At 46.7% G+C, this 24,950-nt stretch carries 20 protein-coding genes and 1 riboswitch; of the genes, 7 read left to right on the top strand and 13 right to left on the bottom strand.

What is annotated here, in order from left to right:
- Nucleotides 1–2,114, bottom strand: a 2,114-nt coding sequence (locus SHD_RS15110; RefSeq protein ID WP_023267907.1) for an FAD-binding and (Fe-S)-binding domain-containing protein, incomplete at its 3' end; no start/stop codon positions are given.
- Nucleotides 2,115–2,213: 99 nt separating this feature from the next.
- The gene (gene ppsA, locus SHD_RS15105; RefSeq protein ID WP_023267906.1) at nucleotides 2,214–4,583 is read right to left on the bottom strand and encodes a phosphoenolpyruvate synthase; all 2,370 of its coding nucleotides are present in this window, start codon (nucleotides 4,581–4,583) and stop codon (nucleotides 2,214–2,216) included.
- Nucleotides 4,584–4,707: 124 nt separating this feature from the next.
- Here ppsA and ppsR point away from each other — a divergent pair, with 124 nt between their 5' ends.
- The 4 genes from ppsR (at nucleotide 4,708) to SHD_RS15085 (ending at nucleotide 8,232) form a co-directional block, all read left to right on the top strand.
- Nucleotides 4,708–5,520, top strand: a complete 813-nt coding sequence (gene ppsR / locus SHD_RS15100; protein ID WP_023267905.1) for a posphoenolpyruvate synthetase regulatory kinase/phosphorylase PpsR — start codon at nucleotides 4,708–4,710, stop codon at nucleotides 5,518–5,520.
- 181 nt (nucleotides 5,521–5,701) lie between these two features.
- Nucleotides 5,702–6,766, top strand: coding sequence for a 3-deoxy-7-phosphoheptulonate synthase (locus SHD_RS15095; RefSeq protein ID WP_023267904.1), 1,065 nt, complete (start codon nucleotides 5,702–5,704; stop codon nucleotides 6,764–6,766).
- A 150-nt stretch (nucleotides 6,767–6,916) separates the two neighbouring features.
- On the top strand, nucleotides 6,917–7,348 hold the full coding sequence (locus tag SHD_RS15090) for an acyl-CoA thioesterase (protein ID WP_011622369.1): 432 nt from the start codon (nucleotides 6,917–6,919) through the stop codon (nucleotides 7,346–7,348).
- A gap of 221 nt (nucleotides 7,349–7,569) precedes the next feature.
- Nucleotides 7,570–8,232 (top strand): response regulator transcription factor, encoded by a 663-nt coding sequence (locus SHD_RS15085; RefSeq protein ID WP_023267903.1) that lies wholly within the window; start codon nucleotides 7,570–7,572, stop codon nucleotides 8,230–8,232.
- A gap of 77 nt (nucleotides 8,233–8,309) precedes the next feature.
- Here SHD_RS15085 and cysB read toward each other — a convergent pair whose 3' ends face one another.
- Nucleotides 8,310–9,284, bottom strand: coding sequence for an HTH-type transcriptional regulator CysB (gene cysB / locus SHD_RS15080; protein WP_023267902.1), 975 nt, complete (start codon nucleotides 9,282–9,284; stop codon nucleotides 8,310–8,312).
- 227 nt (nucleotides 9,285–9,511) lie between these two features.
- On the opposite strand from cysB, the gene zomB reads away from it, so the two are divergent.
- On the top strand, nucleotides 9,512–10,291 hold the full coding sequence (zomB, locus tag SHD_RS15075; protein ID WP_023267901.1) for a flagellar motor control protein ZomB: 780 nt from the start codon (nucleotides 9,512–9,514) through the stop codon (nucleotides 10,289–10,291).
- Between the two features lie 436 nt (nucleotides 10,292–10,727).
- On the opposite strand, the gene topA is transcribed toward zomB, so the two are convergent.
- Nucleotides 10,728–13,364: a type I DNA topoisomerase gene (gene topA, locus SHD_RS15070; protein WP_039978511.1), complete on the bottom strand. Its 2,637-nt coding sequence runs from the start codon at nucleotides 13,362–13,364 to the stop codon at nucleotides 10,728–10,730.
- 331 nt (nucleotides 13,365–13,695) lie between these two features.
- On the opposite strand from topA, the gene astB reads away from it, so the two are divergent.
- The gene (astB, locus tag SHD_RS15065; RefSeq protein ID WP_023267899.1) at nucleotides 13,696–15,030 is read left to right on the top strand and encodes an N-succinylarginine dihydrolase; all 1,335 of its coding nucleotides are present in this window, start codon (nucleotides 13,696–13,698) and stop codon (nucleotides 15,028–15,030) included.
- Between the two features lie 93 nt (nucleotides 15,031–15,123).
- Here the strand turns inward: astB and SHD_RS15060 are convergent, their stop codons facing one another.
- The 8 genes from SHD_RS15060 to SHD_RS15025 form a co-directional block, all read right to left on the bottom strand.
- A complete protein-coding gene (locus tag SHD_RS15060; protein ID WP_023267898.1) occupies nucleotides 15,124–15,621 on the bottom strand; it encodes a GNAT family N-acetyltransferase in 498 nt (165 codons plus the stop codon).
- A gap of 48 nt (nucleotides 15,622–15,669) precedes the next feature.
- Complete coding sequence (locus SHD_RS15055) at nucleotides 15,670–16,218, bottom strand: NAD(P)H nitroreductase (RefSeq protein WP_039978504.1); 549 nt, start codon at nucleotides 16,216–16,218, stop codon at nucleotides 15,670–15,672.
- Nucleotides 16,219–16,346: 128 nt separating this feature from the next.
- Nucleotides 16,347–16,940, bottom strand: coding sequence for an HvfX family Cu-binding RiPP maturation protein (locus SHD_RS15050; RefSeq protein ID WP_023267896.1), 594 nt, complete (start codon nucleotides 16,938–16,940; stop codon nucleotides 16,347–16,349).
- A 50-nt stretch (nucleotides 16,941–16,990) separates the two neighbouring features.
- Nucleotides 16,991–17,863: a DUF6279 family lipoprotein gene (locus SHD_RS15045; protein ID WP_023267895.1), complete on the bottom strand. Its 873-nt coding sequence runs from the start codon at nucleotides 17,861–17,863 to the stop codon at nucleotides 16,991–16,993.
- 110 nt (nucleotides 17,864–17,973) lie between these two features.
- Nucleotides 17,974–19,233 (bottom strand): phosphotransferase, encoded by a 1,260-nt coding sequence (locus SHD_RS15040; RefSeq protein ID WP_023267894.1) that lies wholly within the window; start codon nucleotides 19,231–19,233, stop codon nucleotides 17,974–17,976.
- Nucleotides 19,234–19,323: 90 nt separating this feature from the next.
- Complete coding sequence (pnuC, locus tag SHD_RS15035; protein WP_039978502.1) at nucleotides 19,324–19,989, bottom strand: nicotinamide riboside transporter PnuC; 666 nt, start codon at nucleotides 19,987–19,989, stop codon at nucleotides 19,324–19,326.
- Nucleotides 19,990–20,057: 68 nt separating this feature from the next.
- Nucleotides 20,058–20,318, bottom strand: a complete 261-nt coding sequence (locus tag SHD_RS15030; protein WP_023267892.1) for a YkoF family thiamine/hydroxymethylpyrimidine-binding protein — start codon at nucleotides 20,316–20,318, stop codon at nucleotides 20,058–20,060.
- Between the two features lie 95 nt (nucleotides 20,319–20,413).
- The gene (locus SHD_RS15025) at nucleotides 20,414–22,663 is read right to left on the bottom strand and encodes a TonB-dependent receptor (RefSeq protein ID WP_023267891.1); all 2,250 of its coding nucleotides are present in this window, start codon (nucleotides 22,661–22,663) and stop codon (nucleotides 20,414–20,416) included.
- Nucleotides 22,664–22,716: 53 nt separating this feature from the next.
- A riboswitch (TPP riboswitch) is annotated at nucleotides 22,717–22,827 on the bottom strand.
- 214 nt (nucleotides 22,828–23,041) lie between these two features.
- Between SHD_RS15025 and SHD_RS15020 the strand changes: the two genes are divergently transcribed.
- Complete coding sequence (locus tag SHD_RS15020) at nucleotides 23,042–23,722, top strand: Crp/Fnr family transcriptional regulator (RefSeq protein ID WP_039978500.1); 681 nt, start codon at nucleotides 23,042–23,044, stop codon at nucleotides 23,720–23,722.
- A gap of 55 nt (nucleotides 23,723–23,777) precedes the next feature.
- Here SHD_RS15020 and tsgA read toward each other — a convergent pair whose 3' ends face one another.
- On the bottom strand, nucleotides 23,778–24,926 hold the full coding sequence (gene tsgA / locus SHD_RS15015; protein WP_039978499.1) for an MFS transporter TsgA: 1,149 nt from the start codon (nucleotides 24,924–24,926) through the stop codon (nucleotides 23,778–23,780).
- Nucleotides 24,927–24,950: the final 24 nt, after the last annotated feature.

The following is a 24,950-nucleotide window of genomic DNA, read 5'->3' as shown; positions in this document are numbered from 1 at the left end:
TAATCTTTAGCCGGACGCAGGTAACGTTGATAGTAAATATTAAAGAACTGCGCCCTAAATTTAGGCACATCCACTTTCACAGGACATTGGCTTGAGCAAGCTTTACAGGCCAAACATCCCTTCAGCGACTCCATCACTTCGTGGGAATAATCGTAATCGCGCTTCGCATTGATGGTATTTTGCATGCGCTGCAAAATGCCTAAGGGTTTGGCTCTGGCCAACGCATTGACATCGACGCCTTCGGATTCAAGTAAACGCAGCCACTCACGCATTAAGCCCGCGCGACCTTTGGGCGACTGAACTCTGTCCCCAGTCACTTTAAATGACGGACACATTGGTGAGAAACTGCTGTAGTTAAAGCACAGGCCATTACCGTTACAATTCATCACATCGGGATAGGCATCGCGCACTTCGACCGGAATTTGCCGGTCAAACTTGCCGCGCTTGGTACTGTCCACATCAAAACACAGGCCACCGGCTTGCTTGGGCGCCACTAACTTACCTGGGTTGAGTCGATTATCAGGGTCAAATAGGCCTTTAATGTCTTGCAGTACACCATAAAGCTCGTCACCAAATACCGATGGACCATATTCGCCGCGCACGCCCTTACCGTGCTCGCCCCACATCAGGCCGCCATATTTGAGTGTCAGCGCCGCGACTTGATCAGAAATCACCCTCAGCAGCTTTTCATCTTCGACATCGCACATATCCAGCGCGGGCCGCACGTGCAACACGCCCGCATCCACATGGCCAAACATGCCGTATTGCAAATTATGGCTATCGAGTAGTGCGCGAAACTCCATAATATAATCGGCGAGCATTTCGGGCGGCACGGCGGTATCTTCAGCAAATGCAATGGGTTTACGACGACCCTTGGTAGCACCGAGTAGGCCCACGGCTTTTTTACGCATGCCGTAGATTTTCTCAATGCTAGCCTTATCTTGAGTAACTTGATAACCGACCACACCACACTCACCACGGCTGATTTGTTCGGCCAGCACGGCTTCGAGTGCCGCAAGCTTTTCACTCACCTCTGCGGCGTCGCCAGCAAACTCGACCATATTTAAGCCATCGATCACTTTACCCGGCACTTCTTGAATAAGGTCAGAAACCGAATGCCAAACTATGTCCTCGCGGGCAAGGTTAAGCACTTTTGAGTCCACGGTTTCGACCACAGTGGCCCGCGCCGCAACTAAAGATGGCGCATGGCGCAATGCAGACTGGAAGGAATCGTACTTAATGTTCACCATCGCCCGCTCACTCGGCAGTGGCGTGATATTGAGTTTCGCCTCGGTGATCACCGCCAGCGTGCCTTCAGAACCCGTTAGAATGCGCGAGAGATCGAACTGGGTTAAGCCGTTGTTCCAAACATTCTTTAAGTCATATCCGGTTAAAAAACGATTGAGCTTAGGGAATTGTTGTTCGATCAGCGCACGCTTCTCGCGGCACACTTTTGCAATCGCCGAAATCAGTTTTTGCCCGAGCGGATTATCGCTCACGTTATCGGGGTTACATAGCAGACCCGCATCGAGGGGGTGAGTATCTAACACGCTGCCATCAATCAAGACACTGCGCAGCGCCAACACGTGGTCTGAGGTTTTACCGTAAACTAAGGATCCCGCGCCCGAGGCATCGGTATTAATCATGCCGCCAATGGTGGCACGGTTTGAGGTTGATAGATCGGGACTGAAAAAATAACCATGGGGACGCAGTGCATCGTTTAGCGCATCTTTGACTACACCCGCCTCGACGCGTACCCAACCCTGCTCAGGGTTCACTTCCAATACGCGATTCATGTAGCGAGACACATCGAGGATCAAACCGTGGGTCAGCGATTGGCCATTGGTGCCCGTACCGCCGCCTCTGGCACTAAAAGTCACATCGACAAATTCTGCTTTTGCCGCCAGCGACAAGGCAATTTGAATATCTTTTTGATGCTTAGGATAAAGCACCGCCTGGGGCAAAAATTGATAGACGGAGTTATCCGTAGCTTGCACGAGGCGCGCACTGTAGCGTTTATCGATATCACCGGCGTAGGCGCTTTGTTCTAAAGCATCAAGATAAGCCAGATACACAGGTTCTAAGGTTTGTTGGTGTGATAACAGAGGTAACATGAGCGGCTTCAGTCAATTATTGTTATGCGGCCCATTATAAACAAAAAAAAGCCGCTAAAAAGCGGCTTTTTTAACACCTTTATAAAATTACAACCGAGATCAAGCGTGCGCTTCGGCTAAATATAACCAAGTATCAATCACTGTATCAGGGTTTAACGATACGGTATCGATGCCTTGTTCAACTAACCAAGCCGCGAAATCAGCGTGATCTGAAGGTCCTTGACCACAGATACCGATGTAAGCGCCTTTCGCCTTAGCCGCTTTAATGGCCATAGACAGCAGGATCTTAACGGCTTCGTTACGCTCATCGAACAGGTGGCTGATGATGCCTGAGTCACGGTCAAGACCGAGTGATAGCTGAGTTAAGTCGTTTGAGCCGATAGAGAAACCATCGAAGTGCTCAAGGAATTGGTCCGCTAACAGCGCGTTTGACGGTACTTCACACATCATGATGACGCGTAGACCATCTTTACCACGCTCTAAGCCCTGCTCTTTCAGCAGTTCAATCACTTGCTCGGCTTCTTTCACGGTACGGACGAATGGGATCATCACTTCAACGTTTTTCAGACCCATTTCGTTACGCACGCGCTTAATCGCTTCACATTCTAACGCGAAACAATCGCGGAATGATTCGGAGATATAACGGCTTGCACCACGGAAGCCGAGCATTGGGTTTTCTTCCTCTGGCTCGTAACGGTCACCACCGACTAAGTTCGCGTATTCGTTAGACTTGAAGTCTGACATACGTACGATCACTTTCTTCGGATAGAAAGCAGAACCGATTGAGGCGATACCTTCGACTAAGCGGGCAATATAGAACTCAACTGGAGAGTCGTAACCTGCGATCATCTCGTTGATTTCTTCCTGCAGCGCAGCGTCTTGTTGGTTGAATTCAAGCAGCGCTTTCGGGTGAATACCGATCATGCGGTTGATGATGAATTCTAAACGCGCTAGACCCACACCTTCGTTTGGTAAACGAGCGAAGTCAAAGGCGCGATCTGGGTTACCCACGTTCATCATGATTTTCATCGGTAATGCAGGCAGAGCGTCAACGCGGTTAGACACCACTTCGAACTCTTGCTTACCTTCGTAGATGTAACCAGTGTCTCCTTCGGCGCAAGAAACAGTCACTAACTGACCATTCTTGATACGGTCGGTCACGTCACCACAACCTACTACCGCAGGTACACCTAATTCACGGGCAATAATCGCCGCGTGACAGGTACGGCCGCCACGGTTAGTCACGATGGCGCTAGCGCGCTTCATGATAGGTTCCCAATCTGGGTCAGTCATGTCGGTTACTAACACATCGCCAGGTTGGATTTGATCCATATCCGCGATAGAGGTTAATACCTTAGCCACACCAGAACCGACTTTATGACCGATAGCACGACCTTCAGAGATCACCGCGCCACGGCTCTTTAAGTGGTAACGTTCAATTAATTGTACGTCTTCACGGCTACGAACCGTTTCTGGACGCGCTTGAACGATATAGAGTTTGCCATCGTTACCGTCTTTTGCCCACTCGATGTCCATTGGACGACCGTAGTGTTTTTCGATAACCATAGCTTGTTTAGCCAATTCCATCACTTCGGCGTCGTTGATGGAGAATTGACGACGTTTTTCAGCAGCTACGTCTTCAATTTTCACTTGTTTGCCGTGAGAAGCATCATCGGAATACACCATCTGGATGAGCTTGCTACCGATATTACGGCGAACAACGGCTTTATGGCCTTGAGTAAGGATGGGTTTGTGAACATAGAATTCGTCAGGGTTTACCGCACCTTGAACAACCATTTCACCCAGACCGAAAGATGAAGTGATAAACACTACATCGTTGTTGCCTGATTCAGTGTCCATGGTGAACATCACGCCTGATGCAGCTTTGTCTGAACGAACCATGCGTTGTACGCCGGCAGACAGGGCAACACCGTGGTGCTCATAACCTTGGTGAACACGGTATGAAATTGCACGGTCGTTAAAGAGTGACGCGAACACGTGCTTAATCGCCACGAGTACTGAGTCAAATCCTTTCACGTTTAAGAAGGTTTCTTGCTGACCAGCAAAAGAAGCATCTGGCATGTCCTCTGCGGTAGCAGAAGAACGCACTGCGAATGATGCATCGCTCGTTTCAGCGGCAAGTTTGTCGTAAGCTTCACGAATCGCTTGCTCGAGAGCTGGTTGGAACGGGGTATCGATAACCCATTGTCTGATCTGTGCACCTACTTGTGCCAGCGCATTGACATCATCTACATCCAATGTTGCTAGGATGTCATAAATCTTCTGGTTTACTCCACTTTGTTCAAGGAACTCATTGAACGCATAAGAAGTAGTCGCAAATCCGCCAGGTACTTGAACACCGGCATTAGCTAGATTGCTGATCATCTCGCCAAGAGAAGCATTTTTACCGCCAACTAAGTTGACGTCACCCATGCCTAATTCCTGATACCAGAGTACGTATTGCTGCACAGTTCTATCTCCGCAAGTTTATTTCAGTGGCCCCTTCACACGAGGGCAGCGGCATTTTACACTCCCGCTGAAGCAGCGTAAATCTATAATTTTATTTGTAATTTTATTACTACAAGAGGTCAGTATGGCACCAAAGGTATTTTACATCTCCGACGGGACGGCGATCACAGCTGAGGTTTTTGGGCATGCAGTTCTCTCGCAATTTCCATTAGAATTTGAGTCACTTACAATTCCATTTGTTGAAACATTAGCAAAAGCTGAAAACGTTAAACGGCAAATTAATGATTGTTTTATTACAACAGGCGAACGGCCATTAGTGTTCCATTCGATCGTAAAACCTGAAATTCGAGACATTATTTATTCGAGTGAAGGCATAGATTACGATTTTTTAAACACCTTCGTTGCACCACTTGAACAACATTTAGGCGTTAGCGCCTCTCCGGTGTTACATCGCACCCACGGAAAAGCCAATCATGGCTATGAAGCCCGAATCGATGCTATCAATTTTGCGATGGATAATGATGATGGCCAAACCATGAAACATATGGATCAGGCCGATTTGATCCTGCTTGGCGTGTCTCGCTGCGGTAAAACCCCGTCTAGCCTCTATTTATCGATGCAATTTGGCATTAAAGCAGCTAACTATCCGTTCACCGAAGATGATATGGATAACCTGAAACTGCCCGAAGCGTTAAAGCGCAATAAGAAGAAGTTGTTCGGCTTAACCATCGATCCGGTGCGCTTACATGAAATCCGCCAAAGCCGCATGGAAAACAGCCGCTACTCGTCTTTAAAGCAGTGTCGTTTAGAGGTAAAAGAAGTCGAGATGATGTTTAAACGTGAGCGTATTCCTTATATCGACACCACCAACCACTCGGTCGAAGAAATCGCTACTAAGATTTTAGATGTCACCGGGTTAGAACGTCATATGTTCTAATCTTGATGATTTCGAACGAGGCAATCGAGTCCCTCGATTTAGGCTAAATAGGTCTAACTTAAATCAAATTCATTGCACAGTTGCCGACAATTAACACAATTGGCACTGTGCAATGCTGTTCGATTCGTTATAATCCGAGGCAATCTGGCGAAAAGCGCCGCACGCAAGCTCGGTATTTTGAATGACCATTAAAACAGACGAATTACGCACTTCCTTATTAGCTAAAGTCATCTCACCTGCACAACTGGCATCTGAGTACCCGTTAACCCAAGATGCAGCCGATTACCTCGTTCAGCAACGTCGTGAAGTTGAAGCCATCATTATGGGCGAAGACCAACGCCTGCTGGTAATTATTGGTCCTTGTTCTATCCACGATACGCAAGCCGCCCTCGACTACGCTCGCCGTTTAGCCGTATTGCACCAAGAGTTAAAAGACGATCTCTGCATTTTAATGCGTGTGTATTTTGAAAAGCCACGCACTATCGTTGGTTGGAAGGGGTTAATCTCCGATCCTGATTTGGACGGCAGCTTCGAGCCAAATAAAGGATTACGTATTGCCCGCGAATTATTGCAGCAAATTACAGAGTTGAAATTACCCATTGCCACCGAATTTTTGGATATGGTGAACGGTCAATATATTGCCGACTTAATCACTTGGGGCGCTATAGGTGCCCGCACTACCGAAAGCCAAGTCCACCGTGAAATGGCTTCGGCGCTCTCCTGCCCCGTGGGCTTTAAAAACGGTACCGATGGCAATATTAATATCGCCGTCGATGCGGTGCGCGCAGCAAAAGTGCCACATATCTTCTATTCACCGGATAAAGATGGCGCCATGTCTGTCTATCGCACCCATGGTAATCCTTTCGGACATATCATTTTACGTGGCGGTAAAAAGCCAAATTACTTTGAGCAAGACATTGAAGAAGCTAGATTAAAACTTGAGTCTGTCGATGTAACACCGCGAATGGTGGTTGATTTTAGCCATGGCAATAGCGAAAAGAATCACTTGAAGCAGTTAGTCGTTGCCGACAATATCATGGCGCAAATGCGCGCGGGCAGCACGGCGATTGCCGGGGTGATGGCCGAAAGTTTCTTACAGGAAGGCAATCAAAAGGTGGTTGAAGGTCAACCTTTATGCTACGGCCAAAGCATCACAGATGCTTGCCTACATTGGGATGACTCGGAGAAATTACTGCGCGATCTGGCCAAAGCCTCCCGCGATAGACGTGAACTTCTCGGCAAATAAGTCGATGACCCACGGCAAAAGGCTTCCACTGGAAGCCTTTTTTCTTTTCGTTTTACCTTAATACCTAAGGATATAGGCGTTTTCTACCATTTAAATTGAAAACTCACTATAATTGCGCCTCTTCAAAAATGCATAACCTCAGGTTGCCGTATGCCAAACTCGCTCGACTCTAGCCGCCCCGCCTTTTCTGACGCCATTGAACAGCGGATCAATCAATCCGAAGCGCGGGTGATCAAGGCGGTATTCCCTTCTATCACCAATCACCACAACACCTTATTCGGTGGCGAAGCATTAGCCTGGATGGATGAAACCGCCTTTATTGCCGCGACTCGCTTTTGCCGTAAAACCTTAGTGACCGTCAGCTCCGATAGAATCGACTTTAAAAAACCTATTCCAGCCGGCACCTTAGCCGAACTCATCGCCCGCGTGATCCATGTGGGTAATACCTCGTTAAAGGTGGAAGTGAATATTTTCGTCGAAGACATGTATCAAGATCATCGCGAGCATGCGATCCGCGGCGTATTCACCTTTGTTGCGGTTGACGAACAACGCCACCCAACTCAGGTGTGGACCGCTGAATAAGATTTAGTCAGCCAAGATAACGCACTCTAGCCCTTAAACCCCTTGGTTTTGGGGCTTATTTTTATGTGAATATCCTGCCCACTTTTGATAGACAAAAGTATAACAACCAGAAACATATAAAAATTTTGTCAATCTTACTGCATAAACCAATAGGATCCTCGATTACTTTTCTGTTACATTGGGTTTAATCTTCACGTGCCACGAACATAACCAACAAAGCCATGAAGCTAGAAAACTTAAATATAATTATTGCCGATGACCATCCATTGTTTCGAAATGCACTACGTCAAGCCCTCAGTAGCGCCTTTGAGCACACCCAATGGTATGAGGCCGACAGTGCCGATGCGTTGCAGTCAGTGTTAGATTCACAAACTGTGAGTTACGATTTGGTTTTGCTGGATCTGCAAATGCCAGGCTCCCATGGCTATTCGACGCTTATCCACCTGCGCTCCCACTATCCGGAACTGCCAGTGGTGGTCATTTCAGCCCATGAGGATATCAATACCATTAGCCGCGCAATCCATTATGGTGGCAGTGGTTTTATACCTAAATCGGCATCTATGGAAACCTTGAAAGAAGCCTTAACCGCCGTGTTGTTTGGCGATATATGGCTGCCAAAAGATGCAGAAATTATCCCGATTGAAGACGATAGCACTGATAAGATGGCGAGTAAGCTGTCGGATCTAACACCACAGCAATACAAAGTATTGCAAATGTTTGCCGAAGGTTTGCTTAACAAACAAATCGCCTATGACTTAGGTGTTTCAGAGGCAACCATCAAAGCCCATGCCACCGCGATTTTTAGAAAACTGGGCGTACGCAATCGTACTCAAGCTGTAATTGCCTTAGGTCAGCTTGAAATGGATAAAGTGGATTTAACTTAATTCGAGTATGACCGTTGTCAATTTCGCATAAAAAATGCCGCACTTATTGCGGCATTTTTTATTTAATATATTCAGAATCAACGCATTGGCAGATTTTTATCGGCAAACATTTCATCAATCAATTGCTGATCACGTAATGCCACCGCCTTTTCAACCACATCACGGGTTAAATGCGGCGCAAAGTGTTGAATAAAATCATACATATAACTACGTAAGAAACTACCCTTTCTAAAACCAATCTTAGTCGTACTGTGGGCAAATAAATGACCCGCATCGATGGCGACTAAATCTTTATCAATATTTGGGTCAATCGCCATTGAAGCTATCACCCCAACCCCTAAGCCCAAACGCACGTAGGTTTTCAGCACATCGGCGCTGGTTGCACTAAAGACCACCCGCGGCTCGAGGTTGGCGCGGTTAAATGCTTTTTCAATCTCCGATGCGCGGTCAAAACCAAACACATAGGTAACCAATGGGAAACGGGCTAAATCTTCAATACTGATATGGCTACGTGTTGCTAACGGATGGTCTTTAGGCACCACAACCGAGCGATTCCAATGGTAGCAAGGCAACATGATCAAATCGGAATACAAATGCATTGCTTCCGTCGCAATCGCAAAATCAGCATCACCACGAGCCGCTTGCTCACTGATCTGCGACGGCGTGCCTTGGTGCATATGTAAGTTGACTTTAGGATAGCGGTCGATAAATTGGCGAATAATATGGGGTAACGCATAACGCGCCTGTGTATCCGTGGTGGCGATATTCAACTCGCCTTGATCGGGCTTAGTATATTCTTCGGAAACTTTTTTTATGCTTTCGACTTTGCCTAAGATATCGTTGGCGATATTAATCACCTGCTGCCCGGCGGGTGTCACATGGGTCAAATGCTTACCACTGCGTCCAAAAATCTGGATACCCAACTCATCTTCCAACATGCGAACTTGCTTACTGATCCCAGGTTGTGAGGTATATAAATTTTCCGCGGTGGCCGATACGTTAAGGTTATGCTTGACGACCTCAGCAATATACCTGAGCTGTTGCAGTTTCATCTTATTTCCTTGTCTCAAACAGGCTGAAAGTGATTGGCGAAAATGGCACAACTCAGTCTCAGCTATAATCAATCGTTATAGTATATAGTAAAAATTAAAGCAAATAGGAATATAGAGCACAAGTCTTAAGTTTCATACGACAGAAATGATAACCTAGGCTAAGATATCTATGCTAGTTTATTGATTTATTGTAGCATTACCCTAATTAGATAAATAATGGAACAGCTATGACATTCACCTTGGTTCTGATCCTCATCGGTGCACTTTTACTGCTTGTTATCGGAATTAACGTTATTCAGCAACAAAAAGAACGTGCAGAGGCTGAACGTCGCGTAGAGTTTGCTCGTCAAAGGGCCATTCTGGATGAAACCGAAACCGTACTATCCAATACAGGAATGATACCTTGCAGCACACATATTATGTTAGTGCTATACCGCCGCGTCCAAGATGCTCTAGAAATAGCTACAACACTGAGTACCAGCCAACAGCAAGCTGATTATCAACGCCGACTCGCCGATCTCAAAAATCAAATTGACACATTGCAAGCTAATCCGCCCCAAGTGCCTCCTATTGAGAATTTTAGGTTGCCTGATAATGACAAACAAATTTTAGTGCTGGTTCAAACGTTAAAAAAATTAAAAGCCATTTTGCGCGCTGAGCATAATAAGGGCAGAGTCGACCCTGCCATATTTGGTCAAGAAGAGAATCGTATCGATAGTTTACAACTTAGAATTAACGTTGACTCAATGCTGTCTCGTGCCCGTGCAGCGAGCTTTATGAAGCAATACGGATCTTCAAAACAAATGGTCACTAAAGCATTAGCGACATTACATGCCATTAAAGCACAAACTCCTAATGATCCTTTTATTGCCCGCAAGGTTGATGAGGCAAAAACATTATTAGATGAAATTATGGGCGCACAAAAGCTCTCAGCCCCGAGTGCACCTAAACCCAAGAATGAAGAAGACGATATTGATATGTTATTTCAACCTAAGAAGAAATGGTGATCAATCGTTCAACCAAATGACATTTATAAACCTAAAAGCCAAATCAATGATTTGGCTTTTTTGTGTCTAAAACTTGTCTGTATAGCGCATTTCACTCAATTGCCATTACTGTTAGTTTGGGGCTTTATTCAATTGGGCTGGTGTTTATTAACAGCGAAGTCGTGCAGTGTCGTTATTCTGATTAAACGGACGAGAGCAAAACATAAACCTAGTCAAACACTGTCACAAAGTCAGTTTGGTAAGCCCTTGTTGCTTACCATATGCATCGCTTGTTATGTGAGTAGAATACCAAGTAACATTACGCGTTTCGTGAGCATAAGCATGCCTAAACGAACAAATATATCACAACACCTAATCCCTCGTTTTGCGAGACCCCAAATAACAAAATGGGCTCACTTTACAGCGAGCCCATCTGCAAACAGCCAAGTGACAGCGCTTATTTCTTAGCCTTCTTCGCCGCCGATTCAGTTACCCATTTACCATTCACATAATGGGCCGACCAACCCGTGGCTTTACCGTCAACTTCGGTCGCCACATATTGCTCTTTGGTCTTACGGCTAAACTTAACCGCGGCTTTATTTCCCTCATCATCGGCGATGGGAGCATCAGCAAGATACTGATATTTTGGCCACAACAGCTCGCGATATTTCACTAACTCTTCAACGAGTGGCGCACGGGTTTCCCGAGATTTAGGGAAAGTACTGGCCGCTAAGAAAATCCCCGCTGCACCGTCACGCAGCACAAAATGCGCATCAGACTTGCTACATTTCAACTCTGGCAGATAAATAGGATCTTCTTTTGGTGGCGCCGCTTCGCCATTTTTCAGTAACTTACGAGTATTCTTACATTCCTCGTTAGTACAGCCGAAATACTTACCAAAACGACCGTTTTTCAATTCCATATCGTGGCCACAGCGGTCACATTCGATTAGTGGACCTTCGTAACCTTTGATCTTAAATTGTCCTTCTTCGACCTCGTAACCCTCACAGATGGGGTTATTACCGCAAACATGCAGTTTGCGCTTTTCGTCGATTAGGTAGCTGTCCATCGCCGTACCACAAATACCGCAGCGATGTTTGGCGCGTAGCGCATCAGTTTCGGCGTCCTCACTGTCGCTAATCGCTTCAATGCCAGGCGTTAGGTTCATGGTGGTTTTGCAGCGCTCTTTTGGTGGCAACTCGTAACCCGAACAACCAAGGAATACACCAGTTGTACCGGTTCGGATCCCCATTTGGCGACCGCAAGTCGGACATTTAATATTGGTCATCACCATTTGATTAAGGCGCATACCGCCTTCTTCTGGTGACAATTCCGCCTTCTCGAGTTGTTTAGTGAAGTCGGCATAGAAACCATCGAGGACTTTTTTCCAATCCAGCTCTCCGCTGGCAACATCGTCGAGGGTCTGTTCCATGCTGGCGGTAAAGTCGTAGCTCATCAGCTCGGCAAAACTACCGACTAAACGCTCACTGACAATCTCGCCCATTTTCTCAGCGTAGAAACGGCGGTTTTCAACTTTGACATAACCCCGTTCTTGAATCGTCGAAATAATAGTGGCGTAGGTTGAAGGACGACCAATACCACGCTTCTCTAATTCTTTTACCAATGAGGCTTCGCTGTATCTGGCAGGCGGCTTGGTAAAGTGTTGCTTAGGTTCTAATTCGACTAGAGACAGTACATCCCCTTCGTTCACCGAAGGCAATGTATTGTCTTCTTCATTTTTCTTTTTCAATGCGGTTTGCACACGAGTCCAACCGTCAAAGCGCAGGATACGCCCCGTTGCTTTCAGCTCGTAGTCACCCGCCTTCACCGTGAGTTTAGTCGCATCGTATTGGGCAGGTGTCATCTGACAGGAGACAAACTGACGCCAAATCAACTCGTAAAGGCGCTGCGCATCACGCTCCATATCGGTTAATGCTGCAGCTTCTACATGCACGTTTGAAGGACGAATCGCTTCGTGCGCCTCTTGTGCGCCCTCCTTAGAGCCGTAGCGAATAGGTTCGGCAGGTAAATACTTGGCGCCGTATTCCTTGCCGATCATCTCACGCACGCTGTCTAAGGCTTCTTGGCTTAAGTTTGTCGAATCGGTACGCATATAAGTGATGTGACCCGCTTCGTACAAGCGCTGTGCCATCATCATGGTTTTCTTCACCCCAAAGCCTAAACGAGTACTGGCAGCTTGTTGCAGAGTCGAGGTAATAAAAGGAGCCGAAGGTTTACTCTGGGTCGCTTTATCTTCACGAGCGATCACTTTAAAGCTGGCTGAAGATAAAGCTTGGACGGCGGCTAACGCTTGCTGCTCGTTTGTTGGCTCAAAGGCTGAGTCTAAGTACTTAACCACTTCCATGCGCAGCGCTTCGCTCGCAGGCGTATTAAGCTGTGCATGCACATCCCAAAACTCTTCGGGTACGAAGGCTTTGATTTCACTTTCACGTTCCACCACGAGGCGCACTGCCACGGATTGAACTCGTCCGGCTGATAAACCTCGGGCAACCTTTTTCCACAACAGAGGCGACACCATAAAGCCGACGACACGGTCTAAAAATCGCCGTGCCTGCTGGGCATTGACCATATTGGTATCAAGAGCAGAAGGTTTACTAAAGGCTTCTTGAATCGCAGATTTGGTGATCTCGTTAAACACAACACGTTGATACCGTGAAGGATCGCCACCTATCACCTCTTGCAAATGCCAGGCGATGGCTTCCCCTTCACGGTCTAAGTCCGTTGCGAGATAGATTTGGTCAGCAGAATCGGCTAAGGCTTGCAGCTCTTTAACGACTTTCTCTTTACCCGGTAGGATCTGATATTTAGCCGCCCAGCCCTTTTCAGGGTTAACGCCCATACGCGATACCAGCGCTTGATGTTCTTTCACCTTTTTGTATCGCGCCTTTTCTTCTGGCGACATCTTTTTCACTTCTGCGGCGGATTTAACCTTTTCTGAGCCATCAGATACAGAAGATGTAGGCAGATCACGAATATGACCTACGCTCGATTTAACGATGAATTCTTTGCCAAGATATTTATTAATAGTCTTAGCTTTGGCCGGTGATTCGACAATAACTAGCGATTTACCCATAGTTTGATTTGCGCCAAAAAATCTCAAGAAGGTGGAAATTGGCTCCATATATAGAGGGTTGCATGGAGAGTTTCAAGCTAATCCCTCTTTTACATGTACCAGCGAGTCACTTTTTAATCAAAGTTGAAAAAATGTAAAAAAATAATATTGCGTAATTAAAAACTAATATTTCATTATTTGCCAGCAAGCAAGAAATAGTTATGCATTTATCGCGAAAAAGTCGCTTTGAGCACAAAACCGTGCGCTTGTGCCCACAAAAACCTTCAGTATACTGGGTCGCTTCAGGGACCATTTGAATAAATAATAACCTTCCCTATCACAAGGATAAGCAATGAAGCACTTTGAAGCGAATTTCGACGGACTCGTTGGGCCAACCCACAATTATGCCGGTTTGTCTTTTGGCAATGTGGCCTCACTCAATAACGCCGCTTTAGTCTCAAATCCTAAAGCCGCCGCTAAACAAGGTTTGCAAAAAGCCAAAGCACTCGCTGATTTAGGGATGATCCAAGGCATGTTAGCGCCACAAGAGCGCCCCGATCTTAATACGCTACGCCGAATTGGTTTTTCAGGCAGCAATACCCAAGTTTTACAACAAGCCGCTAAAACTGCCCCTGCACTACTCAATGCCTGTTGCAGTGCATCAAGCATGTGGACGGCCAATGCGGCAACCGTGTCTCCCAGTGCCGACACCCGTGATGGTAAGCTGCATTTTACCCCCGCGAACCTCGTTGATAAGTTACATCGCAGCATCGAACCCGTCACAACGGGGCGCATCTTAACAGCAACTTTCAATGATCCCCACTATTTTCATCACCATAATCATTTACCTGAGCATAATAGCTTCGGTGATGAGGGCGCGGCGAACCACACTCGCCTGTGCCAAGAATATGGTCATGCTGGGGTAGAGCTGTTTGTTTACGGTCAAGAGGCCACCAATCCTAATGCGCCAAGACCACAAAAATATCCCGCAAGACAAACCCTCGAAGCGTCGATGGCGATAGCAAGATTGCATCAACTTGAGGAAGATAATTGTGTTTTTATTCAGCAAAATCCCGACGTGATTGACCAAGGGGTATTCCACAATGATGTAATTGCCGTGGGTAACCAAAATGTGCTGTTTTACCATGAGCAAGCATTCTTGAATACACAGGCAAAATTGGATGAAATAAGACGAAAACTCGACACCGAATTATTCTTTATCGAGGTTCCAACCGCCAAAGTGGCAATTAACGATGCGGTAAAGAGTTATCTATTTAATACCCAGATAATCACCCTTCCCTCGGGCGAAATGGCCATCATAGCCCCTACGGACTGCCAAGAGAATCCGGCCGTTTATGCGTATTTAAATGAGCTACTCACGTTAAATACCCCCATCAAACAAGTGCTGTATTTCGATGTGAAACAAAGTATGCAAAATGGTGGAGGACCGGCCTGCTTGCGTTTACGGGTTGCCATGAATGAGCGCGAAGTTGCCGCAGTAAATCAACACACTTTACTTAACGATGCTTTATTTGCACGTTTAAACGCTTGGGTGGATAAACACTATCGCGACCGTTTATCAACTCAGGATTTAGCCGATCCACAACTCGTTATCGAATCACGCACCGCGCTAGACGAGCTCACTCAAATTATGAAACTCGGGAGCGTATATCCATTCCAGCGATAGTGTTTCAGTAAAAAGTAACGTTTAGCGACAGAGAAACCATGGAATAATAAAGCCCCAATGTTGGGGCTTTATTATTTATGTGATTAGAATTTATCAGGAAAATAATTCAACTGGCGGATCATTTGGAGTTAACTGCAACTGGGTTTCAAACGACATGCCTAATTTATTCAGCAGCGACTTAGAGGCCTGATTATGCGGGCTCACTATCGCGACAATCCGTTCAATCCCTAAGGTTTTACCGAACTCCAGTGAGGCTTTAGCGGCTTCAAACGCATAACCTTTGCCCCAATACTGCGGCAAAAAGGCATAACCTAAGTCCACATCCGCCAGCGTCGGCCGTTTGATCAGGCCGCAAATGCCAATCGGAAAGCCATTTTCGGCCAGCACCACGGCAAACAAGCCAAAACCATGTTCGCGATAGCTAATCGCTGGCCCATTGGCGATATAGTCCTTGGCATCCTGCAAACTACGCACGCCCTTATCGCCGATATTGTCGATAAATCCTTGGGTGTTGAGTAATACCAAAATAAATGACGCATCATAGGGCGTTAACTGCCGCAGCAGCAATCTTGGGGTTTGGGCAACTTGCATACTGAGTAGTTGCATACTGAGCCTCCCATTCAAAGGGGATAAACCAGGTTATAGGTAGCGGGCGTACTGGCTGCCATCCTTTTGCAGCTTTTTCGGTGCAGCTACCGCTGGGGTGCCCACATATAAAAAGCCAACGATTTGATCCTCTGGCGCTAAGCCTAATGCCGCATTCACATTGGCGTCGAAGGCAAAATCCCCGGTGCGCCACACCGCGCCTAACCCGAGCGCGAATGCCGCTTGCTGCATCGCCATAGTGGCGCAGCCCGCTGCGATTTGCTGCTCAAGCACAGGCACTTTAGGGTGTGGTAGGGTTTTCGCCACAACCGTAATCACCATAGGAGCGCGCATCGGCATCCCTTTGGCTTTATTGATGAAATCTTCATCGGCGCCGCTGGCTTTGGCCGCGTTGACATAGATATCCGCTAAGGTGTCTAACCCTTGGCCTGTGGCAATAATAAATTCCCACGGTGCTAAGGCGCCATGATCCGGCACTCGAATCGCCGCATCTAAAATAATTTTAAGCTCGCCCTCGTTTGGCGCTGGCGCGGTTAATCTTGGGGTGGATTGGCGGGTGAGTAAAAGTTCGATAGCGTCCAAGTGATTATTCCTGTTCTTAAAAATGGTTGCGTATAAATTGGCACAAGCATAGCAAATTGCGGCTAAAGAGGTACAAAAAATCCCACGCAAAAGTGGGATTGAAAATGTTGCAAGCAAAGTCACTTGGCTTACTTTACGCCATAACGCTTAGCGATAAAGTAATCGAGACTGGTATAACGCCCACCTCCCAAGCTCAAAAGTGCCAGCAGCATAATGAAATAGGTCGCTGCGAACTCAATACCATTATTAAGCACCACCAAGTTACCCGAGCTGGTTAACCAATCGTAATTGCCGTATTCCTGCAACAGGGATTTGGCCTTATCCAGCTTATCACCCGCCTCAAGCACCCGCTCATTGGCGAGCCACGAACTGCCATCGGCAATCGCCAGCCAACCATTGGGCCAATGTACTGTGAATGCTGCCACCAGCATGGTTATCATCAAAGGGATAGAGATCAGCCGCGTTGCTAAGCCAACGAGTAATAAACATGCACCAAAAAACTCAGTGCCCGCCGCCAGCGCCGCCATTAATGTCGGCATAGGTAAACCCAGTCCCCAGTCGGGATTAGCAAACCAAGCCACAGTGTCTTCAAAGTGTGCGAGTTTGTTATAGCCAGCCTGCAATAGCACTGGCGCGAGATAAAGCCTAAGGGCTAAGGGGGCAAGGCCATCACCATAACGGCTCACATTGAGGAATTTTTGATAAAGGTTAACAAGCAACATGGGCAATCTCTAAATTAGATGGAGTTGCCCAATAGACCTTGGCTTCGGGATTAATCTTTCGCGGCTTTTGCCAATTTTTCAATTCCCTCTTGATTTAGTTCACGCAGATCTTGAATAAGCTTGTTCAGCTTTTTATAAAAATGCTTGGACTGCTTCGCTGACAGACTGGCATTGATAGTGAGTAACAAGCCGCCGAATGCTTCGGTGTTTTGCCTTAAAATGGCGCGATATTTTTCCGACTTAAGCTCATCAGGGCGCGTCATCAGCAGGGTCAATCGCTCGGTCAGCAACGGAATATCGCTGCGCTGTCCAAGGGCAACTTCAAATTGACGTAACCATTCGTGGCGGTAATCGAGCCACATATCTAAAGTCGACAGTCGCTGTTGATTATATTGATGAATAAGCGTTTTTTGCTCATCCGTTACGCTACCCAGCCAGTCATCAAATTGCTCGATAAGATTTTCATCGGCCTCCTGCTGTAACTGCTCGGGGGTTTTACCGGCAAACTCCTTAATCAATTCCTGCTCGTCTTTTCGCGACTGGGTAAGAATTTGCTTCACCTGTTCATCGGTTAACGATGAGATAATCGGCAACATTTCCGGCAGTGCAAACTCAAATAACCGAAACCAATGCCGTTTGGCGAGCGTGACATGCTCGGCCCACAATGCGGGAGTTAAGGTATTGGTTTGGATCTGCTGCTCAACTTCGGTTAGCTGCGCCACATAATGGCCGAGTTCTTCGGATTGGTGCCAAAGCACAAACTTGTCGATAAGCCCATCGACGACCTTCTGTTGGTTTTTATCAAGGCTGACATAGTCATCCAACTCCCAACCTATGGCCCAGTCGAGAAAATGATAACTAAATTTGGTCGAGCAGGCCGTTAAGCCAAATAGCAACACCACTAACAACACAGCTTTTTTCATCAATTTGCATCCGTTCAGCCTTGGTCATCCTATGACACTGAGGTTAATAGAAAGTTTATTTTTTTAACACAACAACCATAACCAAACAGAGGCAGTGAGAAACAAAAGGCTTAAGACGTGTGGCTGATAAGTGGCCAGAAATGATCGAACCAGTCGAAGTATTCCTGCTGCCGCTCACCACGGGTGTGCGCCGCCATCAATAATGCCCAATACACAGCAAACACCCAATACATCTCGATGGCTGCAGGTATCGCCTTGATGGCATCCGAGGTTAAGCCGGGGTGTTCAGCCAGATACTGCCGCACTAATAGATACCGCTGCGCAGGCGTTAATTGGTGAGTTGCGAGCACAACGGCCAGTTCACACAGAGGATGAGAGGCGGTCGCATACTCAAAGTCAATGCAATACAACTGGTTATCTTTTAGCAGCAGATTATGGGGATTTAAGTCGCGATGGCAAAACTGCGGCGCGACTAAACAATCGGCTAAGGTCGCCGTCCAATCAAGGATCTGTGTTTGTATGCTGAGTAATTGCGCCAATCGGCTCTGCCACGCCTCGCCCATATCCACTGCGGCAAAGGCTAACAACTGCCCGTGATATTCCTGCCATTGCTCAGTGATACTGATATGATACGGCCCAGTCGCTTGCTCGCGTAGCCGTTGCAGCAATTGCAGTAACAGGCTGTGGGCGCGATTCGGCGTTAAGGCTTCCAATAAGACGAGTCGTTCGGACTGATACCAAGCCTGCTGGTCTGCTGCGAGCTTGATATCGGCATGAGATTGCAACCAAGCCTCAATGAGCGTTTCACCTAGGCAAAAGGTCGCCGCGCTGCATTGAGACTCTAGATCTTTCCAGCTTAATTCGTTCCAGTTTAAGTTTTGCAAGCTTAAATTTTGCTGGCTCAGTTCTTGATAACCTGATGCCATAGTTGGCTCGCGTTGCACCTTGAGCTGCTCAAGTGTATCGATACCTCTTGCGGCAATACGCTTTTCGGTAAGCAGATTTGCCCTGCCCTCAATATCCTCCATCAGCGGCGCGAATGGAGATGCTATAGGAAGGCTTGGGAGAGATTGCGCGAAGATAAACTGGCTTAGGTAATAACGCTGATCGCCACTCACCCACAGCAACTCAGGGGCAAGTTTTGCCTTGGCAAGATGGCGCCAATAGAACAACTCTTGCTCCCGCGAACAAAAGCTGTCGGCGGCATCGGCGTTTTCACGCAAGACATAATGCGCCGTCGGCGTTTCGATATGGTAGTTGTGGTTACTTAATCCATCCGCTAAGGGCTGAATTTGCGTGATATCAGTAAGCCCTGCCTGTGCTAATACCGCAAGCAACGCATCCTTGTCCTGCCCAATGTGCGGCGGCATTAGTGGCTTACCACAACAATCATGTTGAATAGCTTATGAAACATTTGCAGCCCTTGTGTGTTAGCCATCATCTGTTGATATCTGCCACCGTTAGCCGAGTAGCTTTGCAGCGCTCGACTCCAGATGGGGATTGCGGCTATCGGCAAGGGCGGCGCGCCACAGGAAATAGCCTACAACCGCCAGGCCAACATAGAGCACAAATAATAATGAAGTCAGCATCAGTCCCTTACTGAGATAAAGGTAAATCGACACCAGATCGATAACCACCCAATACAGCCAATTCTCCAACACTTTTTTAGCGACTAAATAGGTCGTCATCACCGCAAAACAAGTAGTGGCCGCATCGAGATAGGGAAAGGAAGCCTGGGTAAAAGTTGCCATCCCATGGCCAACACCAAGGGAAACAATACCCGTCGCAACAATCAACTTTAAATGGGTTTTCAGCGGCCAAGTAGTCACTTTCACCCCTTGATGCTTATCGCCACCTTGGGTCCAGAGCCAGTAACCATAGAGGGCCATGGCCATATAATAGATATTCAGCACCGACTCCATCAGCAGTGCTACTTTCCAAAACAAGACAGTGTAAATGGCCGTGCTGGTAAATGCCGCCGCCCAGCACCAAACGCTTGCCTTCATGGCCAGAAGCAAATAGGCCATGGCCAATACCACGGCTAAGGCTTCCCATGCGGTCATCACATGGACTTCCCCTAGGGCAGCATTAACACTATTGACCAGCGTTAACCATAATTCTGTCATTGCCTTACTCTCATTCAATATCGCTTGCTTGAACCACTTCGCTTTAGCGTTCAAGTTAACTTAGGGCGTTACTCGCTGTGGGCTAAATTCAGCTCACCACCAATAAACTTACATACAAACACAGCTTTGCCCCATTTTTCATGGGCGGCTTGCATCTCGGTCGCGAGCATTTCCATCACATCTTGATAGTCGCCACACACTTGCGTCGCCATGGCATTGGTAACACGTTGAATCCTTGGATAATTATCCAAGCGATGGATAAACCATTTGATCGGGTCGAGATAATTTTCATTAAAGGGATACATGCTAATTTCGGCGGTGAGTTTCATCTTCACTCCTTAGGTCAAATGCTAATAATGCAATCGTCAGGCGGTGACGCAATGAGCAAGCACAGCCTGACATCTGATGTCTCATTCTTCTGGGATTACATAAACTTAACGTTTAGTGTCACCCCAATTTGGCGAGGGTCGCCGTAGCGGATATATTGTTTTTCCGCCCAGCCATTATCGGGCTCATTACCAAAATAGAAGCCCCGAACGCCATATTCTTCATCAAATAGGTTGCGGCCCCATAAATACGCCGACCAAGCACTCGCCTCATAACCTAAACGCGCATTCACAACAGTATATGGCTCAGAGCGCGAGTCGTTACTGTCTGAGTAGTAAAACTCGCTCTTACCACTCATATTCAAGTTAGCAAACCAACCCGAATTCGCGCGATAGGTGCCGCCTAGGCTATAGGTTAAGTGCGGTGAATGGGCCAAATCGCGCCCCGTTAAATCTACAAACTGGTCTTCAGCCACCTCGTATTGATAATCACCATAGGCGGTATTTAAATAACCAACGCTAGAATATAAATGCCAATTACTGTCGATATACCAATTAGCATCAATCTCTAAGCCATAGTTTTTTGAACTTCCGGCATTATCGATAAAAAGAATAAACTCACTTAAATCTTCAGGATTTTGTTTAGATGCAGATACTTGTTGGTCTTGTCTATCCATATAAAAAAGAGCAACATTTGTACTTAACGCTCCTGATAACCATGCGGATTTAAGACCTAATTCATAGTTATATAAAGTTTCAGTATTAAACTCCTTTTTATCACTGAAATCAGCAGGAAGTGTCATATTAAAACCACCCGCTTTATATCCTCTAGCAACTCGAATGTAAGCATTATGCTGTTCACTGAGTGCTTTACTTAAAGCAAGATGACCACCCCACATTGTTTCTGATGGTGAAAAATTATCCAGATTTGTATCGCTATAATCACTCGAGCGATTCTCTAACCTCAGTCCAAGTGACAATAAATAATCATTACTCATATCAATATCGAGTTGACCAAATATTGCGTAATTTTGCGCATCATATGTTGAGTCTAAATATTTAGTTCTTTCTTTAAAACTGGGGTTCAAACCACCATTACTATATTTGGCATAGTCGATCAGACTGTTATCTTCATGCAAACTCGAAAAATAAACGCCAATTAACCAATCTGTAGACTCGTTAAATATTCTTCCAGCATCACTTGAAGTAAGACGTAATTCTTGTGTAAAGGTTTTTCTCTGCCCCACTTTTGACCATGTTGCATCATAAACACAAGGTAACTTTCCGATTGAATTCCAATCCGCATCATAAATATCACATTGCTTGGCGGCCCAATACTCAGGGTTAGCCCAATCGCCATCGTAACTGTAATGGTGATCGGTATTGGCAAATGAAGTCAGCGAGGTCAACTCAAACGACTCTGCGCCCGAGTAAGTAGCTTTAAATCCTGCGCCCGTGGTGCGCTGGCTATCGACACCCGGCTGATCCGAAATAGTATGTTTAGGATCGTTGGTTAAACTCCAGGCATCGTAGCCGTTATCAAAATCGGCATGCAGCAGGGTTAAATCGAGTTGCAAATTGTCGGTGGCATACCAGCGTAATTTAGCGCGGCCAGTAAATTCATCACGACCATTGGTATCTTCTTTATTTAAATAGAGATTGTCGCGATAACCGTTTTGTTGATGTTGCTGCAGCGAAACGCGGTATAACAATTTGCCCGAATCGCTCAAGGGGCCAGAGCTAAAGCCACTGAAGGTTTGCAAATCGTCATTACCTAAAGAGACCTCTACGCCATGTTCAAACACATCGGTCGGGTCGTTACTCTTAAGGTAAATCAAACCCGCTAACGCATTGGCGCCATAGCGGGTACCCTGCGGGCCGCGTAACACTTCGACCTGCTGCAGATCGTACATGCTCGACACCATGCCGATACCGGATAAATCAATATCATCAATGATATAACCCACAGACGAGTTAGGTGCACCCTGATATTGCTCCTGCTCCCCCACGCCACGGATCTGGAAATACTTAGGACGTGAGCTGCCACCCGACCAGTTAAAGTTGGCGATGGAGTTCATCACATCTTCAAAGTGCTGGGCACTTTCATCTTGAATTTGCTGGGCATCGATAACGGTAATGCTCGATGGCATTTTTTCCAAGCTGGCACTGCGAAAATCCGCCGTCACCACCATGATTTCCATATCATTGCTGGGATCAGGTTTATCGATAGCATCGGTTTGCGCCCATGCGGCCGTGCTTAACGCAGCCGAAATGGCCAGCGCTAAGGGGGCACGAGTTAAGGCTACGGTGAAGATTGAAGAATTTTTGTTAGACTTTTTGTTAGACATAGGACCTCAAATACATGTTTGAGATCCGGCAACGAATAAGCGATTCAGAAGTGTGCTGTTGATTGGCCCATTCCTACGCCGGTATTAGCCGGATCAGGTTCTAAGGGTTCGTCTGATGACATCTCAGTCTGCCACTTTGTTGGCAAACACCCCTTGGCGGCGCTAAGTATACATGACGAAAATCATAAAGTAGACACTCTTGTCACTGCACATCAGTAAATGACGCTTAGCTCACGCCATTCATGCCTTGGTTGAAACCTCTGGCGGCTCACAATCGGCCGATACAGACGCCCTTCTCTCCTTTGACTGATTTGACCCAATATGCTTTCTAATGCTATAGAAGGCGACGATTTTAAGTATGGTAGAAGGGTCAACTCAATGCAGCTAAAACCGTTAGCCAAGGGACGTTATAGCCAGCGATGGGAACAAGACTATCCTCTTATTGAAGCTGTGATTCTTAGCTGTATCAGCGAAGTCAAAATGCTCAAAAAAGGCGCTCACCTGATGACACAAGGTGAAGCCATAACCTCATTGGTGTTGGTCAAGCAAGGCCGCGTATCACTGGGGCACACCGCCAGAAATGGCCGTTGTTTCCAATTAGGGACTATCGATTGTGATTCGCAGCTCTTTGGTGAGATGGAGTTTTTTACCCAATACCAGTGTCAGCTCGACATCATCGCCAACGAGCCCTTGGAAATTTCGCTAATTAGCACCGAAAAGTTGCAACATTCCCTCGGCCAACACCCACAACTGGCGCTGTTTTTTGCCAGTGCCATAGCGATTGATTACCAAGATACCGTCGATATTTTTACCCGCAGACTGCTTTATCCCATCAGCTATAACGTGGCATTCGATATCTACCATGAGTATTTAAACGATTTACCCGTCGATGGTTTTAGTAAGCGTTATTTAGAGGCGGAACGTTTTGGTACAACTGACAGGGTCTATCGACGGGCACTGCAACATTTGGAAGAGCGCGATTTAATCGAGCGTAAAAAAGAAGGAATTCGGATTAAAAACCTGAATGCACTTAAAGCTTTTGTCGAAGCAGGCATTTAGCCCACTTCGACAACCCCCATACTCGGCAGATAACAACCAAGTATGGGCCTTTAGCTTAACTTGCCGAAAGTGATTGTGCAGACATCGCAGGTTTCATCCGGCTCGATGCAATCAGCAGCATAAAGATTGCGGCGTAAAGCACGGGGATCACATACATCACGGTTTGTAAGCCGATAATACGTTCGAAGAACGAACTGATAGCAGGGCTAAACATGGCGCCCGTACTGCCACTGATCAAAATGTAGGAGACATTCTTGCTGCTGGCTTGCTTCACAAACGACACGCCATAGGCAATAAACGCATTGTAAAGTGCCGCACAGACAAAGCCGTAACCGTAGGTTAAATAAGCAATCCAATTCAACTTGTCGGTAGTCACAATCACAAAGGTGATCACCATGGCTAAACCAATAATACCGACTAAGAAATGATGAATTTTTACCCGAGTCACGATTAAGGTAGAAATCAAAGCACCAATCAGCGCGGCCGACCAGTATTGGGTAATGATATTGCCCGCCTCTTCAAATGGGATATCAAATTTTTGTTTTACAAATAACGGCGCCCACGTGAGGAAGGTATACAGTGCCAGCATGCCTAAAAATAAGCCGATACCGCCGCTGATAATGCCGAAATTCCACTCTGATTGTTGTTTCTCCTCCGTATTCGATGATTGCTCGCACAGAGAAAAATTGGTGAATAAGCTAATAATCACCGTGCCTAAGGCAACCAAACCCACGGCTAAGTAACTGTAACTCCAAGATAAGGCATTGGTTAAGGCGTAGGTTGTGATCAGCGGAAACACCACCCCAGCAACATTAAAGGTCGCATCCTGCACCACTAACATAGTGCTCTGCATTTTGGCTTGCCATACTGACACCACAATGGTGCCTGCGATACACAGACCAATCCCGCCGCAGAACCCAATTAAGGTCATGGCCAGCATCACTAGCTGTAGCGAACTGGTAAGGTGTAATGCCAGCGCAGAAAGCGCAACTAGACTATAACTGAGTAAGGTGATCCGCTTGATGCCCAACTTTTCAATGAAGAAAAAGGCGGCAATGGTCCCCGCCAATGCACCACCATTAAGTAAGGAGAAGATTGAGGCCACATCATTCACATCGGCTGCAAACTTCTCCGCTATGGGTTCTATCAACATCCCAAATTGCGTCGCAAAACCCGCCATAATAAAGTTCGCGAGAAAACTAATGGCGGTTTAGGGGGTTTTTTTTTT

This window comes from Shewanella decolorationis S12, assembly GCF_000485795.1.
In the GTDB taxonomy this organism is placed as follows: domain Bacteria; phylum Pseudomonadota; class Gammaproteobacteria; order Enterobacterales; family Shewanellaceae; genus Shewanella; species Shewanella decolorationis.
Note: the sequence above shows the minus strand (reverse complement) of the source record. Positions and strands in the feature narration are given on the sequence as shown.

Excerpts from the sequence above, each read along its gene's own strand:
- ppsR (WP_023267905.1), top strand. The coding sequence starts at position 4,708 with ATGGCACCAAAGGTATTTTACATCTCCGACGGGACGGCGATCACAGCT.
- SHD_RS15095 (WP_023267904.1), top strand. The coding sequence starts at position 5,702 with ATGACCATTAAAACAGACGAATTACGCACTTCCTTATTAGCTAAAGTC.
- SHD_RS15090 (WP_011622369.1), top strand. The coding sequence starts at position 6,917 with ATGCCAAACTCGCTCGACTCTAGCCGCCCCGCCTTTTCTGACGCCATT.
- SHD_RS15085 (WP_023267903.1), top strand. The coding sequence starts at position 7,570 with ATGAAGCTAGAAAACTTAAATATAATTATTGCCGATGACCATCCATTG.
- cysB (WP_023267902.1), bottom strand. The coding sequence starts at position 9,284 with ATGAAACTGCAACAGCTCAGGTATATTGCTGAGGTCGTCAAGCATAAC.
- zomB (WP_023267901.1), top strand. The coding sequence starts at position 9,512 with ATGACATTCACCTTGGTTCTGATCCTCATCGGTGCACTTTTACTGCTT.
- topA (WP_039978511.1), bottom strand. The coding sequence starts at position 13,364 with ATGGGTAAATCGCTAGTTATTGTCGAATCACCGGCCAAAGCTAAGACT.
- astB (WP_023267899.1), top strand. The coding sequence starts at position 13,696 with ATGAAGCACTTTGAAGCGAATTTCGACGGACTCGTTGGGCCAACCCAC.
- SHD_RS15060 (WP_023267898.1), bottom strand. The coding sequence starts at position 15,621 with ATGCAAGTTGCCCAAACCCCAAGATTGCTGCTGCGGCAGTTAACGCCC.
- SHD_RS15050 (WP_023267896.1), bottom strand. The coding sequence starts at position 16,940 with ATGTTGCTTGTTAACCTTTATCAAAAATTCCTCAATGTGAGCCGTTAT.
- SHD_RS15045 (WP_023267895.1), bottom strand. The coding sequence starts at position 17,863 with ATGAAAAAAGCTGTGTTGTTAGTGGTGTTGCTATTTGGCTTAACGGCC.
- SHD_RS15040 (WP_023267894.1), bottom strand. The coding sequence starts at position 19,233 with ATGCCGCCGCACATTGGGCAGGACAAGGATGCGTTGCTTGCGGTATTA.
- pnuC (WP_039978502.1), bottom strand. The coding sequence starts at position 19,989 with ATGACAGAATTATGGTTAACGCTGGTCAATAGTGTTAATGCTGCCCTA.
- SHD_RS15030 (WP_023267892.1), bottom strand. The coding sequence starts at position 20,318 with ATGAAACTCACCGCCGAAATTAGCATGTATCCCTTTAATGAAAATTAT.
- SHD_RS15025 (WP_023267891.1), bottom strand. The coding sequence starts at position 22,663 with ATGTCTAACAAAAAGTCTAACAAAAATTCTTCAATCTTCACCGTAGCC.
- SHD_RS15020 (WP_039978500.1), top strand. The coding sequence starts at position 23,042 with ATGCAGCTAAAACCGTTAGCCAAGGGACGTTATAGCCAGCGATGGGAA.